At 64.7% G+C, this 22,262-nt stretch carries 13 protein-coding genes and 1 CRISPR repeat array; all 13 genes read left to right on the top strand.

Annotated features, from left to right (window positions below):
• Positions 1–22: 22 nt before the first annotated feature.
• The 13 genes from cas1f (at position 23) to ABB22_RS06925 (ending at position 21,883) form a co-directional block, all read left to right on the top strand.
• The gene (gene cas1f, locus ABB22_RS06985) at positions 23–1,000 is read left to right on the top strand and encodes a type I-F CRISPR-associated endonuclease Cas1f (protein ID WP_055772955.1); all 978 of its coding nucleotides are present in this window, start codon (positions 23–25) and stop codon (positions 998–1,000) included.
• Positions 997–4,362: a type I-F CRISPR-associated helicase Cas3f gene (cas3f, locus tag ABB22_RS06980; RefSeq protein ID WP_055772952.1), complete on the top strand. Its 3,366-nt coding sequence runs from the start codon at positions 997–999 to the stop codon at positions 4,360–4,362. The genes cas1f and cas3f overlap by 4 nt, the downstream gene beginning before the upstream one ends.
• Positions 4,363–4,480: 118 nt before the next feature.
• The gene (csy1, locus tag ABB22_RS06975; RefSeq protein ID WP_244481333.1) at positions 4,481–5,791 is read left to right on the top strand and encodes a type I-F CRISPR-associated protein Csy1; all 1,311 of its coding nucleotides are present in this window, start codon (positions 4,481–4,483) and stop codon (positions 5,789–5,791) included.
• A complete protein-coding gene (gene csy2 / locus ABB22_RS06970; RefSeq protein WP_055772949.1) occupies positions 5,788–6,804 on the top strand; it encodes a type I-F CRISPR-associated protein Csy2 in 1,017 nt (338 codons plus the stop codon). Before csy1 ends, csy2 begins: the two co-directional genes overlap by 4 nt.
• Positions 6,805–6,827: 23 nt before the next feature.
• Positions 6,828–7,853, top strand: coding sequence for a type I-F CRISPR-associated protein Csy3 (gene csy3 / locus ABB22_RS06965; RefSeq protein ID WP_055772946.1), 1,026 nt, complete (start codon positions 6,828–6,830; stop codon positions 7,851–7,853).
• A gap of 5 nt (positions 7,854–7,858) precedes the next feature.
• The gene (gene cas6f / locus ABB22_RS06960; protein ID WP_055772941.1) at positions 7,859–8,425 is read left to right on the top strand and encodes a type I-F CRISPR-associated endoribonuclease Cas6/Csy4; all 567 of its coding nucleotides are present in this window, start codon (positions 7,859–7,861) and stop codon (positions 8,423–8,425) included.
• A 130-nt stretch (positions 8,426–8,555) separates the two neighbouring features.
• A CRISPR array of direct repeats spans positions 8,556–14,527; the repeat unit is 28 nt; unit sequence GTTCGCTGCCGAGTAGGCAGCTCAGAAA.
• Between the two features lie 205 nt (positions 14,528–14,732).
• A complete protein-coding gene (locus tag ABB22_RS06955) occupies positions 14,733–15,272 on the top strand; it encodes a gamma carbonic anhydrase family protein (RefSeq protein WP_055772939.1) in 540 nt (179 codons plus the stop codon).
• Positions 15,273–15,401: 129 nt separating this feature from the next.
• Positions 15,402–16,301 carry a DUF2167 domain-containing protein gene (locus tag ABB22_RS06950; protein WP_055772937.1) on the top strand — a complete coding sequence of 300 codons (900 nt, stop codon included), beginning with the start codon at positions 15,402–15,404 and terminating at the stop codon, positions 16,299–16,301.
• A gap of 193 nt (positions 16,302–16,494) precedes the next feature.
• The gene (locus ABB22_RS06945; RefSeq protein WP_055772934.1) at positions 16,495–17,172 is read left to right on the top strand and encodes an RDD family protein; all 678 of its coding nucleotides are present in this window, start codon (positions 16,495–16,497) and stop codon (positions 17,170–17,172) included.
• Entirely contained in the window at positions 17,169–18,161 is a 993-nt protein-coding gene (locus tag ABB22_RS06940; RefSeq protein WP_055772931.1) for a stage II sporulation protein M, read from the top strand. The genes ABB22_RS06945 and ABB22_RS06940 overlap by 4 nt, the downstream gene beginning before the upstream one ends.
• Complete coding sequence (locus tag ABB22_RS06935) at positions 18,151–19,725, top strand: DUF4129 domain-containing protein (RefSeq protein WP_055772928.1); 1,575 nt, start codon at positions 18,151–18,153, stop codon at positions 19,723–19,725. Before ABB22_RS06940 ends, ABB22_RS06935 begins: the two co-directional genes overlap by 11 nt.
• On the top strand, positions 19,722–20,867 hold the full coding sequence (locus tag ABB22_RS06930; RefSeq protein WP_055773110.1) for a DUF4350 domain-containing protein: 1,146 nt from the start codon (positions 19,722–19,724) through the stop codon (positions 20,865–20,867). Before ABB22_RS06935 ends, ABB22_RS06930 begins: the two co-directional genes overlap by 4 nt.
• The gene (locus ABB22_RS06925; protein ID WP_055772925.1) at positions 20,864–21,883 is read left to right on the top strand and encodes an AAA family ATPase; all 1,020 of its coding nucleotides are present in this window, start codon (positions 20,864–20,866) and stop codon (positions 21,881–21,883) included. The genes ABB22_RS06930 and ABB22_RS06925 overlap by 4 nt, the downstream gene beginning before the upstream one ends.
• Positions 21,884–22,262 lie beyond the last annotated feature (379 nt).

The raw sequence follows: 22,262 nt of genomic DNA, 5'->3' as shown, positions 1-22,262 counted from the left end.
TGGCACGGCATAGGGGATCGACATGGAACAGTTGCCGTCTTCGGACCTGAAGACAATCCTGCATTCAAAGCGGGCCAATATTTACTACCTGCAACACTGCCGGGTACTGGTCAATGGTGGCCGCGTCGAGTATGTCACCGACGCCGGGAAACAATCGCTTTACTGGAACATTCCGATCGCCAACACCACTACCGTACTTCTGGGTACCGGCACTTCTGTCACCCAGGCGGCGATGCGCGAGCTGGCCAAGGCGGGCGTGCTGGTGGGCTTCTGTGGCGGGGGTGGGACGCCCCTCTTCAGCGCCAACGAGATCGACGTCGACGTAGCCTGGTTCTCGCCACAGAGCGAGTACCGTCCTACCGAATATCTGCAGGCGTGGGTGAAATTCTGGTTCGACGACGAACTCCGTCTTCTGGCGGCCAAGCAGCTCCAACAACTGCGGCTGCAGCGGCTATCCGGGCAATGGCAGCAACGTGCGTTGCATGAGGCTGGCTTCAAGGTCGATGCCGGCCGGCTTGAAAGCCTGCTGCAACCTTCAAGCCGCAACATCGAACTGGCGCAGGACACAACGGCACTGCTCACCGAGGAGGCACGCCTGAGCAAAGCCCTGTTCAAGCTTGCGGTGGATACCGTCGGCTACGGCGAATTCAGCCGCGCCAAACGAGGCACCGGCACAGATCCGGCGAATCGTTTCTTGGATCATGGCAATTACCTCGCCTATGGATTGGGCGCCACGGCCTGCTGGGTATTGGGCCTGCCGCACGGCCTGGCAGTACTGCACGGAAAGACCCGTCGCGGCGGGCTGGTATTCGATGCCGCCGACCTTATCAAGGACGCCAGCATCCTTCCCCAGGCATTCCTCTCGGCGATGCGTGGCGACGACGAGCAGAGCTTCCGCCGCCATTGCATCGAGTCGCTTACACGCAGCGATTCGCTGGATTTCATCATCGACAGCCTCAAGGCCATCGCTCTCTCGACGGCTGCACAGGTGAAAGTTTGAACATCCTGCTGATCTCGCAATGCGAGAAGAGGGCACTGTCCGAAACACGGCGCATCCTGGATCAGTTCGCCGAGCGCCGTGGCGACCGCAGCTGGCAGACCGCCATCACCCAGGAGGGACTGGATACGCTGAGGCGATTGCTGCGCAAGACCGCGCGGAAGAATACCGCCGTTGCCTGCCATTGGATCCGGGGACGCGATCACAGCGAACTGCTGTGGGTGGTTGGTGATGCCCGACGATTTAATGCCGAGGGCGCCGTACCGACCAACGCTACCCGCCGCAACATCCTGCGCCCCCACGATGAGAACGATTGGCACACCGCCCAACCAATCCGACTCCTGGCCCAATTGGCCGCCCTCCTGCACGACCTGGGCAAGGCCAGCATCGCCTTCCAGGAACGCCTGCGCGGCACCCGTACCGAACGCAACCTGTATCGCCATGAGTGGGTATCGCTGCGCCTGTTCCAGGCTTTCGTCGGAACCGATGACGACGCGGGGTGGCTAAAACGGTTGAGCGATATCGAGAACGCCAATGAACTGGACTGGCTGGCCGAGGACCGCTATCAGCGCGATGGCATGGATGCCTCGCATGCCTTCCCGTTCCAGCGGCTGCCTCCCTTGGCTGGCGCCATCGCGTGGCTGGTGGTCAGCCATCATCGCCTTCCCGTTGTTCCGGCCCTCGCCAGCGACGGCACTCAACAGCCGCTCGGGTCCCGTACCGCGCACTGGAATGAGCTCTGGCTGAAGGACCCGCTCGCACTGGTCTCACATGGGTGGAACGAGAGACCTCAATCGCCTTCAGAGCAGGAAGCCCAGCCGTACTGGGAACCCGCCGCATACTTGCCAGTGATTGAGGGGGATTGGCTGCGCCAAGCCGCTCGCGTTGCCGGAAATTTGTTGCAACTACAGCGGCTTGACGACAACCAGTGGATCGACAATCCCTACGTCATGCATCTCGCACGCCTGTGCCTGATGCTGGCTGACCATCATTACTCCAGCCTGCCACCGGATGCTTCCGAGCGGTTGAAGGTCAAGACGGACAGCCAGCTGTATGCCAACACCCATAAGGACGGGAAGCTCAAACAGACATTGCTTGAGCACCTGCTCGGTGTCGCCCGCGATGCAGGCATGGTCGCGCACGCACTTCCCAGCTTTGAGCGCCACCTTCCGCGGCTGGCCAATCACCGGGGACTGCGTAAGCGCAGCAGCAACCCGAAGTTCGCATGGCAGGACAAGGCCGCTGATGCTGCGACAAGCCTGCGCGAAGACTTCCAGAGGCTCGGCGGCTTCATTGTCAACATGGCGTCCACCGGCTGCGGCAAGACGCTGGCCAATGCACGTATCCTGTACGCACTCAGCGATCCGCAACTCGGCATGCGCGTGACGTATGCGCTCGGCCTGCGCATGCTCACGCTGCAGACCGGCCGCAGCTACCGGAATGACCTCCATCTTGGAGAGGACGAACTGGCCATACGCGTTGGCGGTTCGGCGAGCCGGGCGGTGTTCGAGTACTACGAACAGCAGGCAGAGTCTTCCGGATCGGCATCCATCCAGGATCTTATCGAGGAAGACAGCCACATTCTTTACGAGGGCAACAGCAGTCAGCATCCGCTGGTGTCGCGCGCACTGCACGATCCGGACATCCGCAACCTGCTATCGGCGCCCGTGCTGGTCTGCACGGTGGACCACATGGTGCCCGCAACGGAATCCCTGCGTGCCGGCCGCCAGATCGCCCCGATGCTGCGCTTGATGAGTGCCGACCTGGTGCTCGACGAACTGGATGACTACGACCTGGACGACATGCCAGCGCTCACGCGGCTGGTGCACTGGGCCGGCATGCTGGGCTGCCGCGTGGTGTTGTCGTCGGCCACGCTACCACCGGCATTGGTCACCGGCATGTATCTCGCTTACCGCGCCGGGCGGCGGCTGTATCGCCAGAACCGGGGCGAGCCAGGTATCGCGAATATTGGGGCGGAGATTCCTTGCCTATGGACGGACGAGTTCGGCGTTCAGGTAGCGGGTGTGGGTGGCCAGGACTTCGAACAACAGCACCTGCGATTCGTGGACAAGCGCGCCGCACAGCTGCGGAAAGTAGCGCCGTTGCGCCGCGCGCGATTGCTGCCACTGTCGCTTGAAGCCAGGAAGCCTGAGCAGCGGAACGCCGAATTCGCCCTGCATGTCCGCGACGCCTGCCTGCAACTCCATCGTGCGCACTGCCAGAAGGACCCTGTCAGCGGAAAGCAGGTCAGCCTCGGGCTGGTACGCATGGCGAACATAGGCCCGCTGTTCGACGTTGCGCGAGCTATTTTCACGCAAGGCGCGCCGGAAGATGTCCGCATCCACCTCTGTGTCTATCACGCGCGTTTCCCCCTTTTGCAACGTTCGGCCATCGAGGCAATGCTGGATGGTTCTTTCAATCGTCGCGGCGACGCCAACGCCGTCTTCCAGCTTCCCGCCATCCGCAGTGCGCTGGATGCCCACCCGGAACCGCAGCACCTGTTTGTGGTACTGGCCTCCCCCGTCTGCGAGGTTGGCCGGGACTGGGACGCGGACTGGGCGGTAGCCGAACCTTCATCCATGCGCTCACTGATCCAGCTGGCTGGACGCGTGCAGCGGCATCGGGGCCATGCACCGTCGGAGGCGAATGTGCTGGTGTTCGATACCAACCTTCGCCACTTTGCAGAGACTCATTCCGACCGGCCGGCATTCCAGCGGCCCGGTTACGAGAAGTCCGGCTCCAGCCCCGCGCAGAAACGCCTGCAGTTGTCCACGCATCGCCTTGCCGAGTTGCTTCAGCCGGCCGAGTTCGAGGTACTCGACGCCTTGCCGCGTATCCAGCCACGGCCGTCGAAGACCTGGCGGACGCGCCATAGCCTCGTCGACCTGGAGCAGGCACGTACCGCCCTCAGCATGCTGCCAGTATCAGCCGCCACGGAGAGCCAGATTCCTCCTGTCGAGCAGGATCAGGCTTATGTTGCCTGGAGATACCCACGGGCCGCATTGACCGGCGTTCTCCCCCAACAGCAGCGGTTCCGGCGGCAGACCATGCACACCACCACGCTGGTGTTCCTGCCCGATGACGAGGGTGAGCGGTTGCTGTTGCATCGGGTCGAGGAAGCCGCTGGCCGGCATTCCCCCCCCCTGTACGTCCTGGTCGACCAGAGCCAACGCAGGGATATCCAGCTGACCTTAGGCATTGGAATCAGCCCTTGGGGACAGTTCGAGCTGATGACCCTGCTGGAAGATCAGGCCGCACACTCGGGAGACTCACTGGACTACTGCGCCCGGCGCTTCACCACAGTTGAGGTGAGCTCCAGCCCAAATGGCTGGAGATGGCATCCGTTGTTGGGATTCAATCCATGACGATCGGACCATGATCGTCTTGGCTACTGATAAAGATATGTTCTAAAGAGTCATACACGATCATCAACCAAGGAGATGGGTGGTGCAGGAATTAACCGATAGAGGGAAGGGCTTTCGTATGGCCATCGCCGGCTTCATCGAAGCCCGGCGCGAAGCCAAGCTGAAAGGCAAGGAAGAAGAAGGCGATATCTCCACCAAATACGACTATGGCGCCTGGTTGGCCGATGCTGCCCGGCGGGTAGGCCAGATCCAGGCGGTCACCCACGTACTCAAGGCCACCCACCCGGACGCACGGGGCAGCAGCCTGCATGTCCGGCCAGACGCCTTGCCCCGCCACGCCGAGATCGGCACCCATGTGCTGGGCGACGACTTCGCAGAGGATGTCGTGGGCAATGCCGCAGCACTGGATGTATTCAAGTTCCTCAAGGTCGAAGTGGAGGGACGCCGGCTGCTGGATTGGATGCAAGCCGGTGATGCAGACCTGCGCTCGGCTCTGCACGCGGATTCCGAGACCGCGGCCAACTGGATGAAGGCCTTCAGCGGCCTGGTCCGCGGCGATACCCACCCTACGTCGCACGAAGCCGCAAAACAGCTGTACTGGCTGGTCGACGGCGCACCGACGGAAGACGAGGCCTATCACCTGCTGCAACCCCTGTTCTCCAGCAGCCTGGCCCATGCCGTGCATGCCGAAATCCAGGACGCGCGTTTCGGTGAGGACAACAAGGCCGCACGGCAGGCGTTCCGCGCCGGGGAGGCGCACGAAGCGCCCTATCGCGACTACCGCAACCTGGTCGCCCGCAAGCTGGGGGGCACCAAGCCCCAGAATGTGTCGCAGCTCAACAGCGAGCGCGGCGGCATCAACTACCTGCTGGCCTCCCTTCCGCCGAGCTGGGACATCGAGCAATCGCGCAAATTGCTGAATCTCGAATCGGCAATGGACCGCCTGGCCTGGTTCCCTGGCGTTCGCGACACCGTTGACCAACTGGCCAGCTTTCTTCTGTCCAATCCGCCCCCTACCGAGGCAACGCGACGGAAACGCACCGAACTGGCTCAGGAGTTGGGGGCCCAGTTGGCCATCTTCGCCGTAGAAACGCAGGTTCGTTTCGAACCGGGATGGACGCGGAATGAAAGCTGCACCCTGCCCCTGCACCAGCAGGTCTGGCTGGACCCCGAACGCGTGGAGCTGGATCCGCGCCCGGAACCCGAGCTGGCCGCTGAGGACGAAGCGTTCGTCGCCATCTGGGAGTTCGGCGATTGGCCTGATCAGGTGGCTGGCGATTTCGCCAACTGGTTGAATGACCGGTTGCGCTCCGCCGGACTGATCGCTGTCGGAGACGCGGAATACCGGCACTGGGCGCGCCATGCGGTCGCCGATGCGACCTGGCCGGTACCCGTGCGGCGGCGCGTACCGAAAGGAGGCACGGCATGAGCACTTGCCCGCAATTCGATCACCTGCTTGTCTTCCCGCATCTGCAGGTGCAGAACGCCAACGCCATTTCCAGCCCGCTGTCGCATGGCTTCCCGTCGATGACGGCTTTCCTGGGGCTGATGTGGGCCCTGCAGCGCAAGGCGGATGCTGCGGGACTGGATGTCCGGTTCAATGCAGTGGGAGTGGTCTGCCACCAGCATCGCGAACTGGCCACCGAAGGCCGCTTCGTCAACAGCTTCCATCTGACCCGCAACCCGATGAACAAGGAAGGCGGCAGCTCGGCGATCGTCGAGGAAGGCCGCATCCATCTGGGCTTGAGCCTGCTGCTGGCCGCCAAAAGCCTTCGCTGGCAGAAGGAGCCAGAAACGCGTGAAGGCGATCTGCGGGCACTGGCCGAACTGCTGGCCGGCATGCGCATCGCGGGTGGCAGCCTGATACCGCCGGCCCATCCCTGGTGTAGGCGCTACCAACCCTGGGCGCTGGAGCTGACAGGCACCGCAGCCGATCGCCAGGCGCTGTTCGCCAAGGCGCGCATGCGCCTGCTGCCCGGCTTCGCGCTTGTGAGCCGTGACGACCTGCTGGCCGAGCGCCTGCAGCAACAGGAGCGATCAGGCAAGGCGCCAGACCCATTGGATGCCTGGCTGTCATTGTCCCGCATCAATTGGCGCTGGCAGGCCGACCACGATACCGGCAAGGGCAGCTGGTCCAACGACCGAACTGGTAAAGGCTGGGTGGTTCCCATCCCAGTAGGGTACGGCGCGCTGGGCGAACTGCACGCTGCCGGTAGCGTGGTCAACACCCGCGATGCTGTAACGCCGTTCCGCTTCGTCGAAAGCCTGTACTCGGCGGGTCAATGGATCAGCCCGCACCGTCTGCATGTGCCTGAAAGCCTGCTCTGGTATGCCGACACGCAGCCTGAGCTCGGCCTGTATCGCTGTCGCAACGACCATGCGCAACCTCTCGACGAGGATGAGCTGGATACACCGCTTGAATTCGACACCACCACCTACTGACCCGGCAGAAAAGGAATCCCATCATGTCCAAGGAACTCAAGACCGCATCCGTCCTGGCCTTCGAACGCAAGCTGGACCCGTCCGATGCCCTGTTCACCAGTGGAAACTGGGCCGCCCGCACCCAAGCGGCGGACTGGAAGCCGGTAGGCCTGCGCGAAAAGTCCGTGCGCGGCACCATCTCCAACCGCCTGAAAACCAGCGGCCAGGACCCGGCCAAGCTGGACGCCGACATCCAGAAGCCGAACCTGCAGACCGTGGACGTGGCGGCATTGCCAGCTGATGCCGACACGCTGATGGTGCAGTTCACCTTGCGCGTACTCGGTGGAACCGGCAGGCCCTCGGCCTGCAACGACGCCGCCTATCGCAGCAAGCTGCTGGAAACGGTGGACGGCTATGTACGCCAGCACGGCTTCAACGAGCTGGCCCGCCGCTATGCGGCCAATCTGGCCAATGGCCGCTTCCTGTGGCGCAACCGCATTGGCGCCGAGCAGGTCGAAGTAAGCGTGGCCCATCTGCGTGACGGCAAGCCCGCCCAGCAATGGACCTTCGATGCACTGGCACATTCGCTGCACGATCTCATGGCGCCGGCAGGGGAAACCGCTGCCCTGGCCGAACTGGGTGAGCTGATTGCCGCTGGCCTGGCCGGTGACAACCATGTGCTGCTGCAGGTCACCGCTTTCGTCCGCATGGGCGCAGGCCAAGAGGTTTTCCCCTCGCAGGAGCTTATCCTGGACAAGGCGGCCAGCAAGAAGAGCAAAACCCTGTACCACGTCGACAAGGTGGCTGCCATCCACTCGCAGAAGATCGGCAATGCGCTGCGAACGGTGGATACCTGGTATCCGGAGGCTACCGGCAACGGCCCCATCGCAGTGGAGCCTTACGGCTCGGTGACCACGCAGGGCAAGGCCTATCGCCAGCCCAAGGAAAAGCAGGATTTCTACAACCTGCTCGATGCCTGGGTATTGAAGGACAAGGCTCCACCGGTGGAGCAGCAGCACTTTGTCATCGCCACGTTGGTTCGGGGTGGCGTGTTCGGCGAAGCGAGCTGAACATCATGACCAGCCATCATGTCGACATCCAGGTCGTCCCCGACCCGGAAACCACGGCTCCGCAGTTACTTGGCGCGCTCTATGACCGCCTGCACCTGGTGCTGGTCCAGCAGCGCATCGAGGACATCGGCGCGAGCTTCCCGGGCTACAGCACTGCGCCTCGCACCTTGGGCACTGTGTTGCGCCTGCATGGCAGCGAGGCGACCCTGCTCCGCCTCCTGCAGGAAGATTGGCTCAAGGGTCTGCGCGACCACGTACGCCTCACCGGGATCAATCCGGTCCCGGAGGGGGTGCCGCAACGCACCGTGCACCGCCGGCAGTTCAAAACCAACGTCGAACGCCTGCGGCGCCGCCGTATGCGACGCCAAGGGGAGACCGAACAGCAAGCGCAACAAGCCATCCCCCAGACCGTGGAGCGCCGCCCCAACCTGCCCTATCTGCACCTGCGCAGCCGCAGCACCGGGCAGCCCTTCTGTCTGTTCGTCGCCCTGGGTCCGTTGGCGGCTACCCCCACACCGGGAAAGTTCAACAGCCACGGATTGAGCAGCACCAGTACCGTCCCGTGGTTCTGACCCAATTTCCAGGGAGTCAGTAACGCTCTTTGAAAATCAGTGGCTTGCGAATGCCCCCGGAATTTTGGGGGCATTCCTTTATTCATGGATTTCCTTAGCATTACCAATGACTTGACGTGAAATTCGTCTAGTTCGCTGCCGAGTAGGCAGCTCAGAAATGTCGAGATGAGCGCCATCTCTAGAGCGCGCAGTTCGCTGCCGAGTAGGCAGCTCAGAAACGAGCGGGGGCTGATGGACAAGCTGGGGGCATGGTTCGCTGCCGAGTAGGCAGCTCAGAAAAACTACCAGATGCAGTCCTATGCGACTGACGAGTTCGCTGCCGAGTAGGCAGCTCAGAAAAGACGAGCCCGCCCGGATGTCCACCTGCACCAGTTCGCTGCCGAGTAGGCAGCTCAGAAACTGTTGGAGTTCGGTGGCCTGAACACCATCCGCGTTCGCTGCCGAGTAGGCAGCTCAGAAATGGCCGTAGCGGCATTTCATCGTCCAGCCAGAGTTCGCTGCCGAGTAGGCAGCTCAGAAAGACGCCGCGGTGGCGCACATCATCCGGTGGGAGTTCGCTGCCGAGTAGGCAGCTCAGAAATCGTGAAAGTGCGCGATTACTACGTGCAGCAGGTTCGCTGCCGAGTAGGCAGCTCAGAAAAACGTGCTGGCCAAGCAGCTGCGCAGGGCCGGGTTCGCTGCCGAGTAGGCAGCTCAGAAACTGCTGGGCACGGCCCCCACGTCGGACGACGAGTTCGCTGCCGAGTAGGCAGCTCAGAAATGCTGACGGATTGCCTCAAGCAGCTGCACGTCGTTCGCTGCCGAGTAGGCAGCTCAGAAAAATCAAGTACCTCCGCTCGCGGCTGCCGACCAGTTCGCTGCCGAGTAGGCAGCTCAGAAAGGAATGCGTCAACGCAGGTGCTGCCGCTTTTTGTTCGCTGCCGAGTAGGCAGCTCAGAAAGCTGGGGAAGGTGAGGTTGTGGTACGGGCACTGTTCGCTGCCGAGTAGGCAGCTCAGAAAATCAACGGCGTTAAGCGCGATTGCCGCGAACTGTTCGCTGCCGAGTAGGCAGCTCAGAAAACCAGCACCGGGCCAAGTTCGCGGCCATTCCCGTTCGCTGCCGAGTAGGCAGCTCAGAAAGACCCGGGCGTGGCGGTGTACTGGGTGGACCAGTTCGCTGCCGAGTAGGCAGCTCAGAAATGGCGCCAAGCTGGGGCCTCCGAAGTGGATGCGTTCGCTGCCGAGTAGGCAGCTCAGAAAACACGCTCCAACGCGGCAAGCCGTCCGTCGCGGTTCGCTGCCGAGTAGGCAGCTCAGAAAATTGAGCAACCAGCGAACTGTGTACGTCGTGCGTTCGCTGCCGAGTAGGCAGCTCAGAAATGCTTGAACTGATTCAGCGCAGCGCGGAGACGGTTCGCTGCCGAGTAGGCAGCTCAGAAATACGTCGACCAGGACGGCAACCACTTCATCGGGTTCGCTGCCGAGTAGGCAGCTCAGAAAAAGACCGCCGAGAACGAGAAGCGCATCGCCGGGTTCGCTGCCGAGTAGGCAGCTCAGAAAACCATTTCGCGCAGCTTCTGCAACTGCTGCACGTTCGCTGCCGAGTAGGCAGCTCAGAAATGGCGATGCCGTCCGTGTGCTTGTGCATGGCCGTTCGCTGCCGAGTAGGCAGCTCAGAAAAAGTGGGATCGATAGACCAGTCGATAGGTAGCGTTCGCTGCCGAGTAGGCAGCTCAGAAATTGTCAACACGGCGGAAGGCATCGCCGACTCCGTTCGCTGCCGAGTAGGCAGCTCAGAAATGGGCGCGGAGCCCTCAGTCGAAGGCCACTTCGTTCGCTGCCGAGTAGGCAGCTCAGAAATTCTGCGCATCGATAGTGTTGCGGATGATTGTGTTCGCTGCCGAGTAGGCAGCTCAGAAATGCTGGTCGACGCCTGGGCACGCACCGAGAGCGTTCGCTGCCGAGTAGGCAGCTCAGAAAATCGGCTTGCCCGTTGACGACTTGCAGGGACGGTTCGCTGCCGAGTAGGCAGCTCAGAAACATCGGCAGCTCGGCGTAGGTGCCCATCATCCGTTCGCTGCCGAGTAGGCAGCTCAGAAATCGTAGCGCATCCGGGTGGCGTTCGTGACCTTGTTCGCTGCCGAGTAGGCAGCTCAGAAATCACCGAAGTCGGGGCGAATGGTCAGCACGGGGTTCGCTGCCGAGTAGGCAGCTCAGAAATGTCGCGGCCGGTGTTGTTGTGCTTCTTCGCGGTTCGCTGCCGAGTAGGCAGCTCAGAAAACGCTGGCCGGACTCACCGGCATACCGCTGGTGTTCGCTGCCGAGTAGGCAGCTCAGAAAATGATGCCAGCGGCACCTACAACGGCCTGCTTGTTCGCTGCCGAGTAGGCAGCTCAGAAACTCGAGGATCGGCTGCTCGTACTCCGGAACCGTGTTCGCTGCCGAGTAGGCAGCTCAGAAATGCGGTGGGACGAGCGCCTGAAGGCTCTGCTCGTTCGCTGCCGAGTAGGCAGCTCAGAAAGTGCCGGGCACGCCGGCGATGCGGTTGAAGTCGTTCGCTGCCGAGTAGGCAGCTCAGAAACTGGCCGGGCGAAGCGTGCGGAAATGTCGTGGAGTTCGCTGCCGAGTAGGCAGCTCAGAAATGGGCGTGCATGGGTGGGAGGGCACAACCGGCGTTCGCTGCCGAGTAGGCAGCTCAGAAATACAGAGCTACCAGGCATTCATCGCGGACCTGGTTCGCTGCCGAGTAGGCAGCTCAGAAACGTATCGGCTATGCCCGTGACAGCCTGGATGAGTTCGCTGCCGAGTAGGCAGCTCAGAAAATTGACATCGTGGCCGGCGCGGTCGTGCTCGGGTTCGCTGCCGAGTAGGCAGCTCAGAAAACGCAGGGCATCCCGTGCACGTGCCAGCGCTTGTTCGCTGCCGAGTAGGCAGCTCAGAAACTTCGGAAAGCACACCGAGGCCTGGCTGCAGCGTTCGCTGCCGAGTAGGCAGCTCAGAAATCGATCAGTTCGGGCTCGGCCGCACCCCGCGCGTTCGCTGCCGAGTAGGCAGCTCAGAAATTGACCGCGCCGGCGCCGGGCGTCAGCTTGGCGTTCGCTGCCGAGTAGGCAGCTCAGAAAGACATGGTTTGCCTGATGGGCGACCGGCAGGCGTTCGCTGCCGAGTAGGCAGCTCAGAAAATCGACCACCACCACGCCACCCTTGACCGGCAGTTCGCTGCCGAGTAGGCAGCTCAGAAATGCCTGGCGCCGAGCTGCGAAAGGACCTGACTGTTCGCTGCCGAGTAGGCAGCTCAGAAAAAGAGCCGTGCACCGGGAAGCCATCTAGCACTGTTCGCTGCCGAGTAGGCAGCTCAGAAAGAAATGCAGGCGAAGGCCGGTGACGTGGCCCGGTTCGCTGCCGAGTAGGCAGCTCAGAAAAATGCAATCGCAGCGCTGAGGCGCGCTCTCGTGTTCGCTGCCGAGTAGGCAGCTCAGAAAATCACGGCCCGGCGAAGCATGCCAACGAGTACGTTCGCTGCCGAGTAGGCAGCTCAGAAATCGAACAGCTTGGAGTTGCGCGCCTTGATGCCGTTCGCTGCCGAGTAGGCAGCTCAGAAAACCCCGAACTGGTCGAGTTCTTCGCCGACCCGGTTCGCTGCCGAGTAGGCAGCTCAGAAAAGGCTGTTGAGCGGGGCATCGTAGCCGTGGCCGTTCGCTGCCGAGTAGGCAGCTCAGAAAATAGGAATAATTGCTGCATGAACCCTGCAACCGTTCGCTGCCGAGTAGGCAGCTCAGAAACTCCCCGCCCTCGGTGGCCGGTGCACCAGCACGTTCGCTGCCGAGTAGGCAGCTCAGAAAGTACAGGGCACGAACATCGTGGCCCTGAAGAAGTTCGCTGCCGAGTAGGCAGCTCAGAAATCGACATCAGCTACATGGGCCTGCTGGACCTGGTTCGCTGCCGAGTAGGCAGCTCAGAAAGTTCACGCCAATTCGGCACTTGCGGGCCTCATGTTCGCTGCCGAGTAGGCAGCTCAGAAAGCCCCCAACTTTGTCACGCTCCGCTCGGTTGAGTTCGCTGCCGAGTAGGCAGCTCAGAAATCCCTGACCCCGTTGTATGCGCGACTATTGCCGTTCGCTGCCGAGTAAGCAGCTCAGAAAATCCGCCGCGACGGCACCTATACCGCCCGCCTGTTCGCTGCCGAGTAGGCAGCTCAGAAAAATGTGGCCTCGATGACGTTGGCGACCACGCTGTTCGCTGCCGAGTAGGCAGCTCAGAAAAGCGGTAGCGCGGCGCGACACGACGACGACGCGTTCGCTGCCGAGTAGGCAGCTCAGAAAAGGCCGAGCGCGCCGCACGCAGGGCCTCGGCAGTTCGCTGCCGAGTAGGCAGCTCAGAAAATAGTCCTTCAGGGACTGGGTCCACTGGTCGGGTTCGCTGCCGAGTAGGCAGCTCAGAAAACGGGACAGCACCTTGCGCGACCAGCGCACGAGTTCGCTGCCGAGTAGGCAGCTCAGAAAGCCTCCATGCTTCCCGGCGGCGTTCCGCTTGAGTTCGCTGCCGAGTAGGCAGCTCAGAAAATTTCGGCGTTGCGCATCAGCGAGCGCTTCGTGTTCGCTGCCGAGTAGGCAGCTCAGAAAGGAAGCGCTGCCGCCCAGCTGCTCGATCTGGTGTTCGCTGCCGAGTAGGCAGCTCAGAAAAGCGCCGCCGCCGCCGCGCAGCCTTCCCAGCCGTTCGCTGCCGAGTAGGCAGCTCAGAAAAACCTCATCGGCCCACTGCTTGAAGGTGGAGCGTTCGCTACCGAGTAGGCAGCTCAGAAATCTGCGCCCTCTGGGCCATTCCGCTCACCCTGGTTCGCTGCCGAGTAGGCAGCTCAGAAAAATCCAGTTCCGCCATTTGCCCAGTCCTCCAAGTTCGCTGCCGAGTAGGCAGCTCAGAAAAGTCGAGCCCATGCCGGCGAAAGAACGCCTTCGTTCGCTGCCGAGTAGGCAGCTCAGAAACCGGACGAGAAGCCGGCGCTCAAGCAAGCCCTGTTCGCTGCCGAGTAGGCAGCTCAGAAACTTGGACATGTTGGTCGATCCCGCGCCGTACCGTTCGCTGCCGCGTAGGCAGCTCAGAAATGTTGCACTGACCTCGAACTCGCCGCCTGCAGGTTCGCTGCCGAGTAGGCAGCTCAGAAAATGGCGAAAGGGGAATTCCAATTCATGCCCTAGTTCGCTGCCGAGTAGGCAGCTCAGAAACGACCGCCCTGACCCTCCAGGGCGCGAATGAAGTTCGCTGCCGAGTAGGCAGCTCAGAAAACTTCGGAACCCGCGCCGGGTAGCGTCACCGCGTTCGCTGCCGAGTAGGCAGCTTAGAAAATCGTCTCCGTTGAGATTGAATTCCTAGTCAAGTTCGCTGCCGAGTAGGCAGCTCAGAAATTGACCGGGCGCAGGCGCAGGGCCTTGCTGTTGTTCGCTGCCGAGTAGGCAGCTCAGAAATTGCGGGAATCTCGCTTTGGTCCGTTGCCGACGTTCACTGCCGAGTAGGCAGCTCAGAAATTGGGCACAACGGCCTCACCCCGCAGGCCCAAGTTCGCTGCCGAGTAGGCAGCTCAGAAACCAAGCGCCGGGAGTTCATCACCTCGGGCGATGTTCGCTGCCGAGTAGGCAGCTCAGAAATGCGGCAACCGGAGCAGAAAGCATCTGCTGGTGTTCGCTGCCGAGTAGGCAGCTCAGAAAACACCATCACCGGCAGCACCGGCTTCTCCACGGTTCGCTGCCGAGTAGGCAGCTCAGAAATGCTAGCCAAGCTGGGCGCCGCCGCGTCGCCGGTTCGCTGCTGAGTAGGCAGCTCAGAAAAACGCCAGGGCCACGCGCCAGAGGCACAGGGAGTTCGCTGCCGAGTAGGCAGCTCAGAAAATGATCCTGCTGGTTCTATGGGGGCTGTACTGGTTCGCTGCCGAGTGGGCAGCTCAGAAAATGTCGAGGCTGATGGGCTGGTACATGCCACGGTTCGCTGCCGAGTAGGCAGCTCAGAGAATGTAGGCGGCGAGGAGGTCCAGCGCTTCGTTGTTCGCTGCCGAGTAGGCAGCTCAGAAAAGCGCCGACACCGTGCACATCCAGATCAACCTGTTCGCTGCCGAGTAGGCAGCTCAGAGCATGTTCGATGCATGGAAAACACCACCCCGCGCGTTCGTTGCCGAGCAACCAGACCAGAAGCCTTCGACGGAATCCAGCTAGGCTAGCAGGCTTTCTGTTCTTTCCGCTCGGCAACCACTTCACTTCCGACAATCCACCCGATGTAGGAGAACGCAGGGCATACGCCTATCATCCAAAGCCAGACGACCAGCCTTGGACTTTTTCCGTGCCCCCCCTCCGCTCCTTCCTAGACAAATCCCCCACCCTGGGCCAGCGCGTCTACATCGACCCCGCCTGCACCATCATCGGCGACGTGGTGCTGGGCGATGACGTGTCGGTGTGGCCGGGCACGGTGATCCGGGGCGATGTGAACCATGTGCGCATCGGGGCGCGCACCAATGTGCAGGACGGCACCATCATCCATGTCAGCCACGAGAGCCCGTACAACAAGGGCGGCTATCCCACGCTGATCGGCGAGGGCGTGACCGTGGGACATGGCTGCATCATCCATGCGTGCAGCATCGGCGATTACTGCCTGATCGGCATGGGCGCGTGCGTGCTCGATGGCGCGGTGATCGAGGACGAGGCGTTCATCGGTGCCGGTGCGGTGGTGGGGCCGGGCAAGCGGGTGGCGCGTGGCGAGTTGTGGGTGGGCAACCCGGCGCGGCCGGTACGCACCTTGAGCGCGAAGGACATCGAAGGGCTGCGCTATTCGGCGGACCATTACGTGCGGTTGAAGGATCAGTACCTGGGGATGGCGGGCTGACGGCTGGCCAGCGGGGCGTTGCCCCGCTCTACAGGGCGCCGCCGGCGTTTCGCGTTGCCGCCGGGTCCACGCTGCCTCACACTGCCGGCCTCGGGCGTGGGGACGCCCTCCAGGGAAAGGAACCCTTTCATGTCGATCAGATCCATGGCGCTGGGCCTGTTGGCCGGCGCGACGCTGTTCTGCGCCGCTTCGCCGGCCGCGCTGGCGCAGGACGAGCAGGACGCCGCGGCGTTCGTGCAGTCGCTGCATTTCCGCTCGGGCGCCATCGAGGTGCCCGAGGCCAAGGCGCGCTTCAATCTGGGCCCGGAGTTCCGCTATCTGGACCAGGCCGATGCGCGGCGCGTGCTGGAGGACATGTGGGGCAACCCGCCCGACGAGGACGTGCTGGGGCTGATCGTGCCGCGCTCGCCGAGCCTGGCCGACGAGGACAGCTGGGCGGTGGTGGTCACCTATGCCGACGACGGCTATGTGTCCGACGAGGACGCGTCGAAGATCAACTACGACGAGCTGCTGCGCGACATGCAGGAGCAGATCAACGAAGCCAACCCGGAACGCGAAAAGGCCGGTTACGGCACGCTGAAGCTGGTGGGCTGGGCGGTGCCGCCGCGCTACGACGCCGGCAACAACAAGCTGTACTGGGCCAAGGAGCTGGAGTTCAATGGCCAGTCCGGCCACGTGCTCAATTACGGCATCCGCGTGCTCGGCCGCCATGGCTACCTGAGCCTCAATGCGGTGTCGGGCATGGGCGAGCTGCCGCTGGTGCGCACCGGCATGGAAAAGCTGCTGCCGATGGCCGAGTTCGAGCAGGGTGCGCGCTATGCCGACCACAACCCCAAGACCGACAAGATCGCCGCCTATGGCGTGGCGACGCTGATCGGCGGCGGGCTTGCGGCCAAGGCCGGGCTGTTCGCCAAGCTGGGGCTGATCTTCGCCAAGTTCTGGAAGCTGCTGCTGATCGGCGTGGTGGCGCTGGGCGGCGTGGTGAAGAAGTTCTTCGGCGGCGAACGCAAGAACACCACGGTGCGGTAAGCCGTACCGGCCCGCGGGAGCCCCCTTCCGCGGGCTGGGCATCCGTTGCGGCGGCCGGTAAAGTCAGCCGCTGACAGGACGCTACCGAGACACGCATGCCAGCGGCAGCCGCCCGGTCCGGATACCGGGCTTGCGACAACTCCCGACCCTGCACGCGACGGGCGGCGCCCGGCCGTTGAGCGCAGCGCCGCCCATGCTCGATACCTACCGCGAAGTCATCACGCCCGAAGGCGTGCCGCTGCAGTTGCCTGCGGCCGGGCCGGTGCCGCGTGCGCTGGCGTGGCTGATCGACCTGATGGCGCGTTTCGGCGTGCTGGCGCTGATGAGCCCGCTGCTGATGGCGCTGGGCGGGCTGGGCCAGGGCCTGTACCTGGGACTGATGTTCCTGATGTTCTGGGGCTACCCCATCGTGCTGGAGGTCTGGTTCGGCCAGACCCTGGGCAAGCGTGTGCTCGGCCTGCGCGTGGTGGCGCGCGACGGCGCGCCGCTGGGCTGGATGCCGGCGATCGTGCGCAACCTGCTGCGCACCGTGGACATGCTGCCGTTCGGCTACGCGCTCGGGTTGATCGCCTGCCTGTGCGACGCGCACGGGCGCCGGCTGGGCGACCTGGTGGCCGGCAGCCTGGTGGTGCATGTGCCGGCGCCCGCGCCGGTGCCGCCGGCGCGCATCGATACCGTGCTGGCGCCGCCATTGCCATTGCAACCGGCTGAGCAGCAGGCGGTGATCGCCTTCGCCGACCGCGCGCCGGCGCTGTCCGGCCCGCGCCAGAGCGAGCTGGCCGACATCGCCGGCGGCCTGAGCCGGGCGCAGGGCCAGACCGGCGTATTGCGCCTGTACGCGATGGCCAACTGGCTGCTGGGGCGCCGATGAGGCAGGAACAGTTCGTCACCCGCCACCAGCACGAATGGCGCCAGTTCGAGGACTGGCTGCGGCAGCGTGGCGGCAACGCGCGCAAGGCGCGCGGCACGCCCGCGCCCGACCTGCCGGGCGACGAGACCATTCCCGAGCGCTACCGGCGCCTGTGCCAGCAGCTGGCGCTGGCGCGCCGCCGCGGCTACAGCCCGCAGCTGGTCGAACGCCTGCAGCAGCTGATGCAGCGCGGCCACAACCTGCTGTACCGCGCGCCGGCGCCGCGCTGGCAGCGCGCGGTGGAATTCCTGTTCGCCGGCTTCCCGCAGCTGGTGCGCAGCCAGGCCGCGGCGATGTGGGTGGCGTGCGCGCTGTTCGTGGTGCCGCTGGTGGGCGTGTTCGTGCTGCTGCAGTACAGGCCGGAACTGGTGCACCTGCTGCTGGACCCGCAGCAGGTCGCGCAGATGGAAAAGATGTACGCGCCCACCGCCGAGCACCTGGGCCGCGACAGCGGCACCGACTGGGCGATGTTCGGCCACTACATCATGAACAACATCAGCATCGGCCTGCGCACCTTCGCCAGCGGCCTGCTGGCCGGCGTCGGCACGGTGCTGGTGCTGCTGTTCAACGGCCTGACCATCGGCGCGGTGGCCGGCCACCTGCAGCACGTGGGCTACGGCGATGCGTTCTGGCGCTTCGTGGTGGGGCATGCGCCGTTCGAATTGACCGCCATCGTCATTGCCGGTGGCGCCGGCCTGCAGCTGGGCCTGCGGTTGATCGCGCCGGGCCGCAAGCGGCGCATCGACGCGCTGGTGGAAGGCGGGGTGATCGGCGCGCGGCTGTGCCTGGGCATTGCGTTCATGCTGTTGGTGGCAGCCTTCATCGAGGCGTTCTGGTCGTCCATCGCCTGGGTGCCGGCGTGGGGCAAGTTCACCGTCTCCGGCGTGCTGTGGACGCTGGTGTTCGCCTGGCTGTGGCGCGGCGGGCACGGGGGCGGCGATGCGCATTGACCAGCTCGACGTGGTGCTGCGCGCACGTTCGCAGTGGGAGGCGATGGAGCTGGGCAGCGCGCTGGTGCGGCGCCATGCCGCGGCCATCTGGAAACCGTGGCTGCTGCTGACCCTGCCGGTGTTCGCGCTGCTCAACCTGGCCGGCTGGTGGCTGGAGGCCTTCTGGCTGCCGGCGCTGCTGATGTGGTGGCTGAAGCCGGCGTTCGAGCGTATCCCGCTGTACGTGATTTCGCGCGGCGCGTTCGGTGCGGTGCCCGGCACCGCCGATACGTTGCGCGCGCAGTGGCGCTGGGGCTGGCGTGACCTGTTGGCCTATCTGAGTTGGCGGCGCCTGAGCCCGGCGCGCTCGCTGCTGATGCCGGTGGACCTGCTTGAAGGCGGCGACGCCGGGCAACGGCGGCTGCGGCGGCGTGTGCTGGGTGGCACGGCCTACGGCCATGCGGCGCTGCTGACCCTGGTGTACTGGCATTTCGAGGTGATGCTGCAGCTGGCCGGCATCGCCCTGGTCTTCATGTTCGTGCCGCTGGATGCGCTGCCCGAATCGCTGCGCGTGGCGGTATCGCTGATCGGCAGCGACACCCCGGCGTGGGTATGGCTGGGTTTCAACCTGTTGGCCTGGGCGGCGATGACGCTGATCGGCCCGTTCTACAGCGGCGCCGGTTTCGGCCTGTACCTCAACCGCCGCACCCAGCTGGAAGCCTGGGACGTAGAGATCGCCTTCCGCCGCCTGCGTGAGCGGCTGGCACGCGCGGCGCCGCTCCTGCTGCTGGTGGCGCTGGCATTCGCGCCGTTGTCGCTTCCGGTCCACGCGCAGGAAGCCAGTGATGCGGCACCGACGACGCACGACAACCACAAGGGCGGCACCGCGCCTGCACCCGTGGCCGACACGCCGGTGGCGATCTTCGGCCCGTCGCCGGTCGATACCGCCGGCTTCCGCCAGGCCGCCGCACGCGCCTATGAGGATCCGCAACTCGGCGCCAAACACATGGTCTGCCATTGGGAGCGCAGGAAGCCGGAGGAAGAGAAGCCGACGCGGGACTGGAACTTCCCCGGCGGCGAACTGGTGGGCGCGTTCATCAAGCTGCTGGCCCTGCTCAGCGAGGGCTTCCTGTGGATCGTGGTCGGTGCGCTGCTGCTGGCGCTGGCGCTGACCGCCCGCTGGTGGCTGCCCTGGCTGCGCGGCAGCGGGCACCGCCGCCGGCGCGAAGCCGAGTCGGACGTCACCCAGCACGAACTGCAGCTGCCCGACACCCTGCCACCGGACATCCTCGCCAGCGCCCGCCGCCTGTGGCAGGACGGCAGGCCACGGCATGCGCTGGCCCTGCTGTACCGCGCCAACCTGGATGAACTGGCCCAGCGCGCCGACATCGTGCTGCCGCCGGGCAGCACCGAGGCACAGTGCCTGCGCGCATCGAAGCGCATGCCGCAGGAAGCGGACCGGCGCCTGTTCGCGCGCATGGTGCGCACCTGGCAGTACGCCGCCTACGCCGGCCGCCTGCCATCGGAGGATGAGTTCCAGGCCCTGCTCGACGACCTGCGCCAGCAGTACGGGTGGACGGCATGAGCCCGCGCTGGCGCAATGCGTTGATCGCCGTGGTCGTCCTGCTGCTGGCGGGCGTGGCGGTGATGTGGTTCCTGCGCAGTTACCAGCGCGTCTGCGAACAGGCCACGCTGCCGGCCTATGGCGAGCCCAGCTTCAACCCGCTGTTCGCGCTGCGCGAAACCCTGCGCCGCGACGGCGTGGATGCCGAGACGCGGCGCACGCTCGACCTGCCGGCCATGCACCTGCAGCCGCGCGACACCGTGCTGCTGCTCGACGACCCGCGCCAGCTCGCATCCGCACAGGTCGAACAGCTCGTGGACTGGGTGGAGTACGGCGGCCACCTGCTGCTGCGCATGCCCAAGGCCGACGACACGCTGGACGGCGAGCAGACGCTGTTCGACCGTTTCGGCATCGTTCCCGACGAGGCCGCACCGCGTTGCCAGCCATGGCGCGTGCAGGGACAGGAAGAGCACCAGGAATTCTGCGCCGGCAACCGCTTCACCCTGGGCGAGAGCGCCCGCGCCGAGCTGCGCTGGGGCGACGCCAGCGACGACACGCTGGCCTATGCGCGGCTGCGCTACGGCAGCGGCCGCGTGGATGTACTGGCCGATATGGATTTCCTGCGCAACGGCCGGGACGACAAGGACACCGGCCTGCGCGACCTGCCGCACCGCGACCTCGCGCGGCTTGTGCTCGCCCCCAACTACGGCAAGGGCCGCATGCACCTGGTCTATGCGGCCGAAGCGCCGTCGCTGTGGCGCACCGTGCTGCAGCGCGGCTGGCCGATCTGGCTGCCGCTGCTGCTGGCCCTGCTCGCATGGCTGTGGATGCGTGCGCAGCGCTTCGGTCCGTTGCTGCCTTCGCCGCGGCAGGAACGCCGCTCGCTGCTCGAACACGTGCGCGCCAGCGGCGAGCACCTGCACCGCTACGGCAAGGCGCCGCTGCTGTACGACGCGGTGCGTCAGTCCTTCCTTGCGCGCCTGCGCCGGCGCGCACCGCTGGCCGCCGCCCTCGCCGGCGACGCCCAGCTGCAGGCCATCGCCGACCACCTGCGCTGGCCGCTTGAACGCGTGCGGCTCGCCCTGCAAGTTCCGCCGTCGCGCGACGACACCGCGCTGCGCGAACGCATCGCCCTGCTGATCCAGATGAGAAACCAGCTATGACCGACCTGCCTGCTCCGCCCGCCCTCCCCGGCGATGCGCCCGCACCGGCGCCCGCGCCCGGCAACACCGACCTGATCGAACGCGTCGAACGCCTGCGCGAAGCCGTCGGCCAGGCCTTCATCGGCCAGGCCGACGTGCTGGACCAGATCCTGGTCGCGCTGCTGGCCGGCGGCCACATACTGATCGAAGGCGTACCCGGCCTCGGCAAGACCCTGCTGGTGCGCACCCTGGCGCAGGCGCTGGAGCTGGACTACGCGCGCGTGCAGTTCACCCCCGACCTGATGCCCAGCGACGTCAGCGGCCACGCCGTGTACGACCCCAAGACCGAGAGCTTCAAGATCCGCCGCGGCCCGGTGTTCACCAACCTGCTGCTCGCCGACGAGATCAACCGCGCGCCGGCCAAGACCCAGTCGGCGCTGCTGGAGGTGATGCAGGAAGGCCAGGTCACCATCGAGGGCCGCGCCTTCCCGCTCAACCCGCCGTTCCTCACCCTGGCCACGCAGAACCCGGTGGAGCAGGAAGGCACCTACCCGCTGCCGGAAGCGCAACTGGACCGCTTCCTGCTCAAGGTGCTGATCGACTACCCGCAGCTGGAAGACGAGAAGCGCATGGTCGAGGCGATCACCGCCGGCCGCAGCGCCAGCGACTTCGACCTGTCGCAGGTACCGCGGGTGATGAGCGGCGCCGACGTGGTGCGCATGCAGCAGGCGGTGGCCGCGATCACCGTCGACCCGCAGGTGATCGACTACGCCGTGCGCATCGTGGCCGCCACCCGCAAGTGGCCCGGCATCGCGTTGGGCGCCGGCCCGCGCGGCAGCCTTGCGCTGGTGCGCGCGGCGCGTGCGCAGGCGGTGTTGGCCGGGCGCGATTTCGTCACCCCCGATGACGTGCGCGAGATCGCCAGGCCCGCGCTGCGGCACCGCATCGCGCTGGCGCCGGAGCTGCAGATCGAAGGGCAGTCGGCGGACGATGCGTTGACCGCGCTGCTGGCCAAGGTAGAGGCGCCGCGCAAGTGAGCCCGTGTGGCGGCCATGCGGCTTCGGTTCCTTCTCCCTCGTACACGGTGCGGAGGGAGGGCTTGGGGCGGGCTGCTGTTGCCGTCATTGCCATGTGTGCATCCATCGAGGTCGCCGCACAGGCAGGAAATGCTGTTGCTGTTGCTGTTGCTGTTGCTGTTGCTGTTGTTGTTGCCGTTGCCGTTGCCGTTGCCCGTGATTTTTCTTCTTCCTTCCGGCTTTTGACCCCTATCGCCGTAGAGCGAGCCGAGCACCGCAGCGGGCCGAGGGGCGAAGAGGCGCACGTGTCTGAGCGAAGCGAGTTGTGCGCCGTCCCCTCGGCACGCGAGGAGCGCAGGGGACCGGCGGGCGCAGCCCGACGGATCGCGTCCCGGCGCGT

The sequence above is a fragment of the Stenotrophomonas nitritireducens genome, from assembly GCF_001431425.1.
GTDB lineage: Bacteria > Pseudomonadota > Gammaproteobacteria > Xanthomonadales > Xanthomonadaceae > Stenotrophomonas > Stenotrophomonas nitritireducens.
This window is presented reverse-complemented; position numbering and strand designations above follow the sequence as displayed.

What these genes read in the sequence shown, in the direction of transcription:
- cas6f (WP_055772941.1), top strand. Translation starts at nt 7,859, where the DNA reads ATGACCAGCCATCATGTCGACATCCAGGTCGTCCCCGACCCGGAAACC.
- ABB22_RS06945 (WP_055772934.1), top strand. Translation starts at nt 16,495, where the DNA reads ATGCTCGATACCTACCGCGAAGTCATCACGCCCGAAGGCGTGCCGCTG.
- csy2 (WP_055772949.1), top strand. Translation starts at nt 5,788, where the DNA reads ATGAGCACTTGCCCGCAATTCGATCACCTGCTTGTCTTCCCGCATCTG.
- csy1 (WP_244481333.1), top strand. Translation starts at nt 4,481, where the DNA reads ATGGCCATCGCCGGCTTCATCGAAGCCCGGCGCGAAGCCAAGCTGAAA.
- csy3 (WP_055772946.1), top strand. Translation starts at nt 6,828, where the DNA reads ATGTCCAAGGAACTCAAGACCGCATCCGTCCTGGCCTTCGAACGCAAG.
- ABB22_RS06930 (WP_055773110.1), top strand. Translation starts at nt 19,722, where the DNA reads ATGAGCCCGCGCTGGCGCAATGCGTTGATCGCCGTGGTCGTCCTGCTG.
- ABB22_RS06940 (WP_055772931.1), top strand. Translation starts at nt 17,169, where the DNA reads ATGAGGCAGGAACAGTTCGTCACCCGCCACCAGCACGAATGGCGCCAG.
- cas1f (WP_055772955.1), top strand. Translation starts at nt 23, where the DNA reads ATGGAACAGTTGCCGTCTTCGGACCTGAAGACAATCCTGCATTCAAAG.
- ABB22_RS06935 (WP_055772928.1), top strand. Translation starts at nt 18,151, where the DNA reads ATGCGCATTGACCAGCTCGACGTGGTGCTGCGCGCACGTTCGCAGTGG.
- ABB22_RS06925 (WP_055772925.1), top strand. Translation starts at nt 20,864, where the DNA reads ATGACCGACCTGCCTGCTCCGCCCGCCCTCCCCGGCGATGCGCCCGCA.
- ABB22_RS06950 (WP_055772937.1), top strand. Translation starts at nt 15,402, where the DNA reads ATGTCGATCAGATCCATGGCGCTGGGCCTGTTGGCCGGCGCGACGCTG.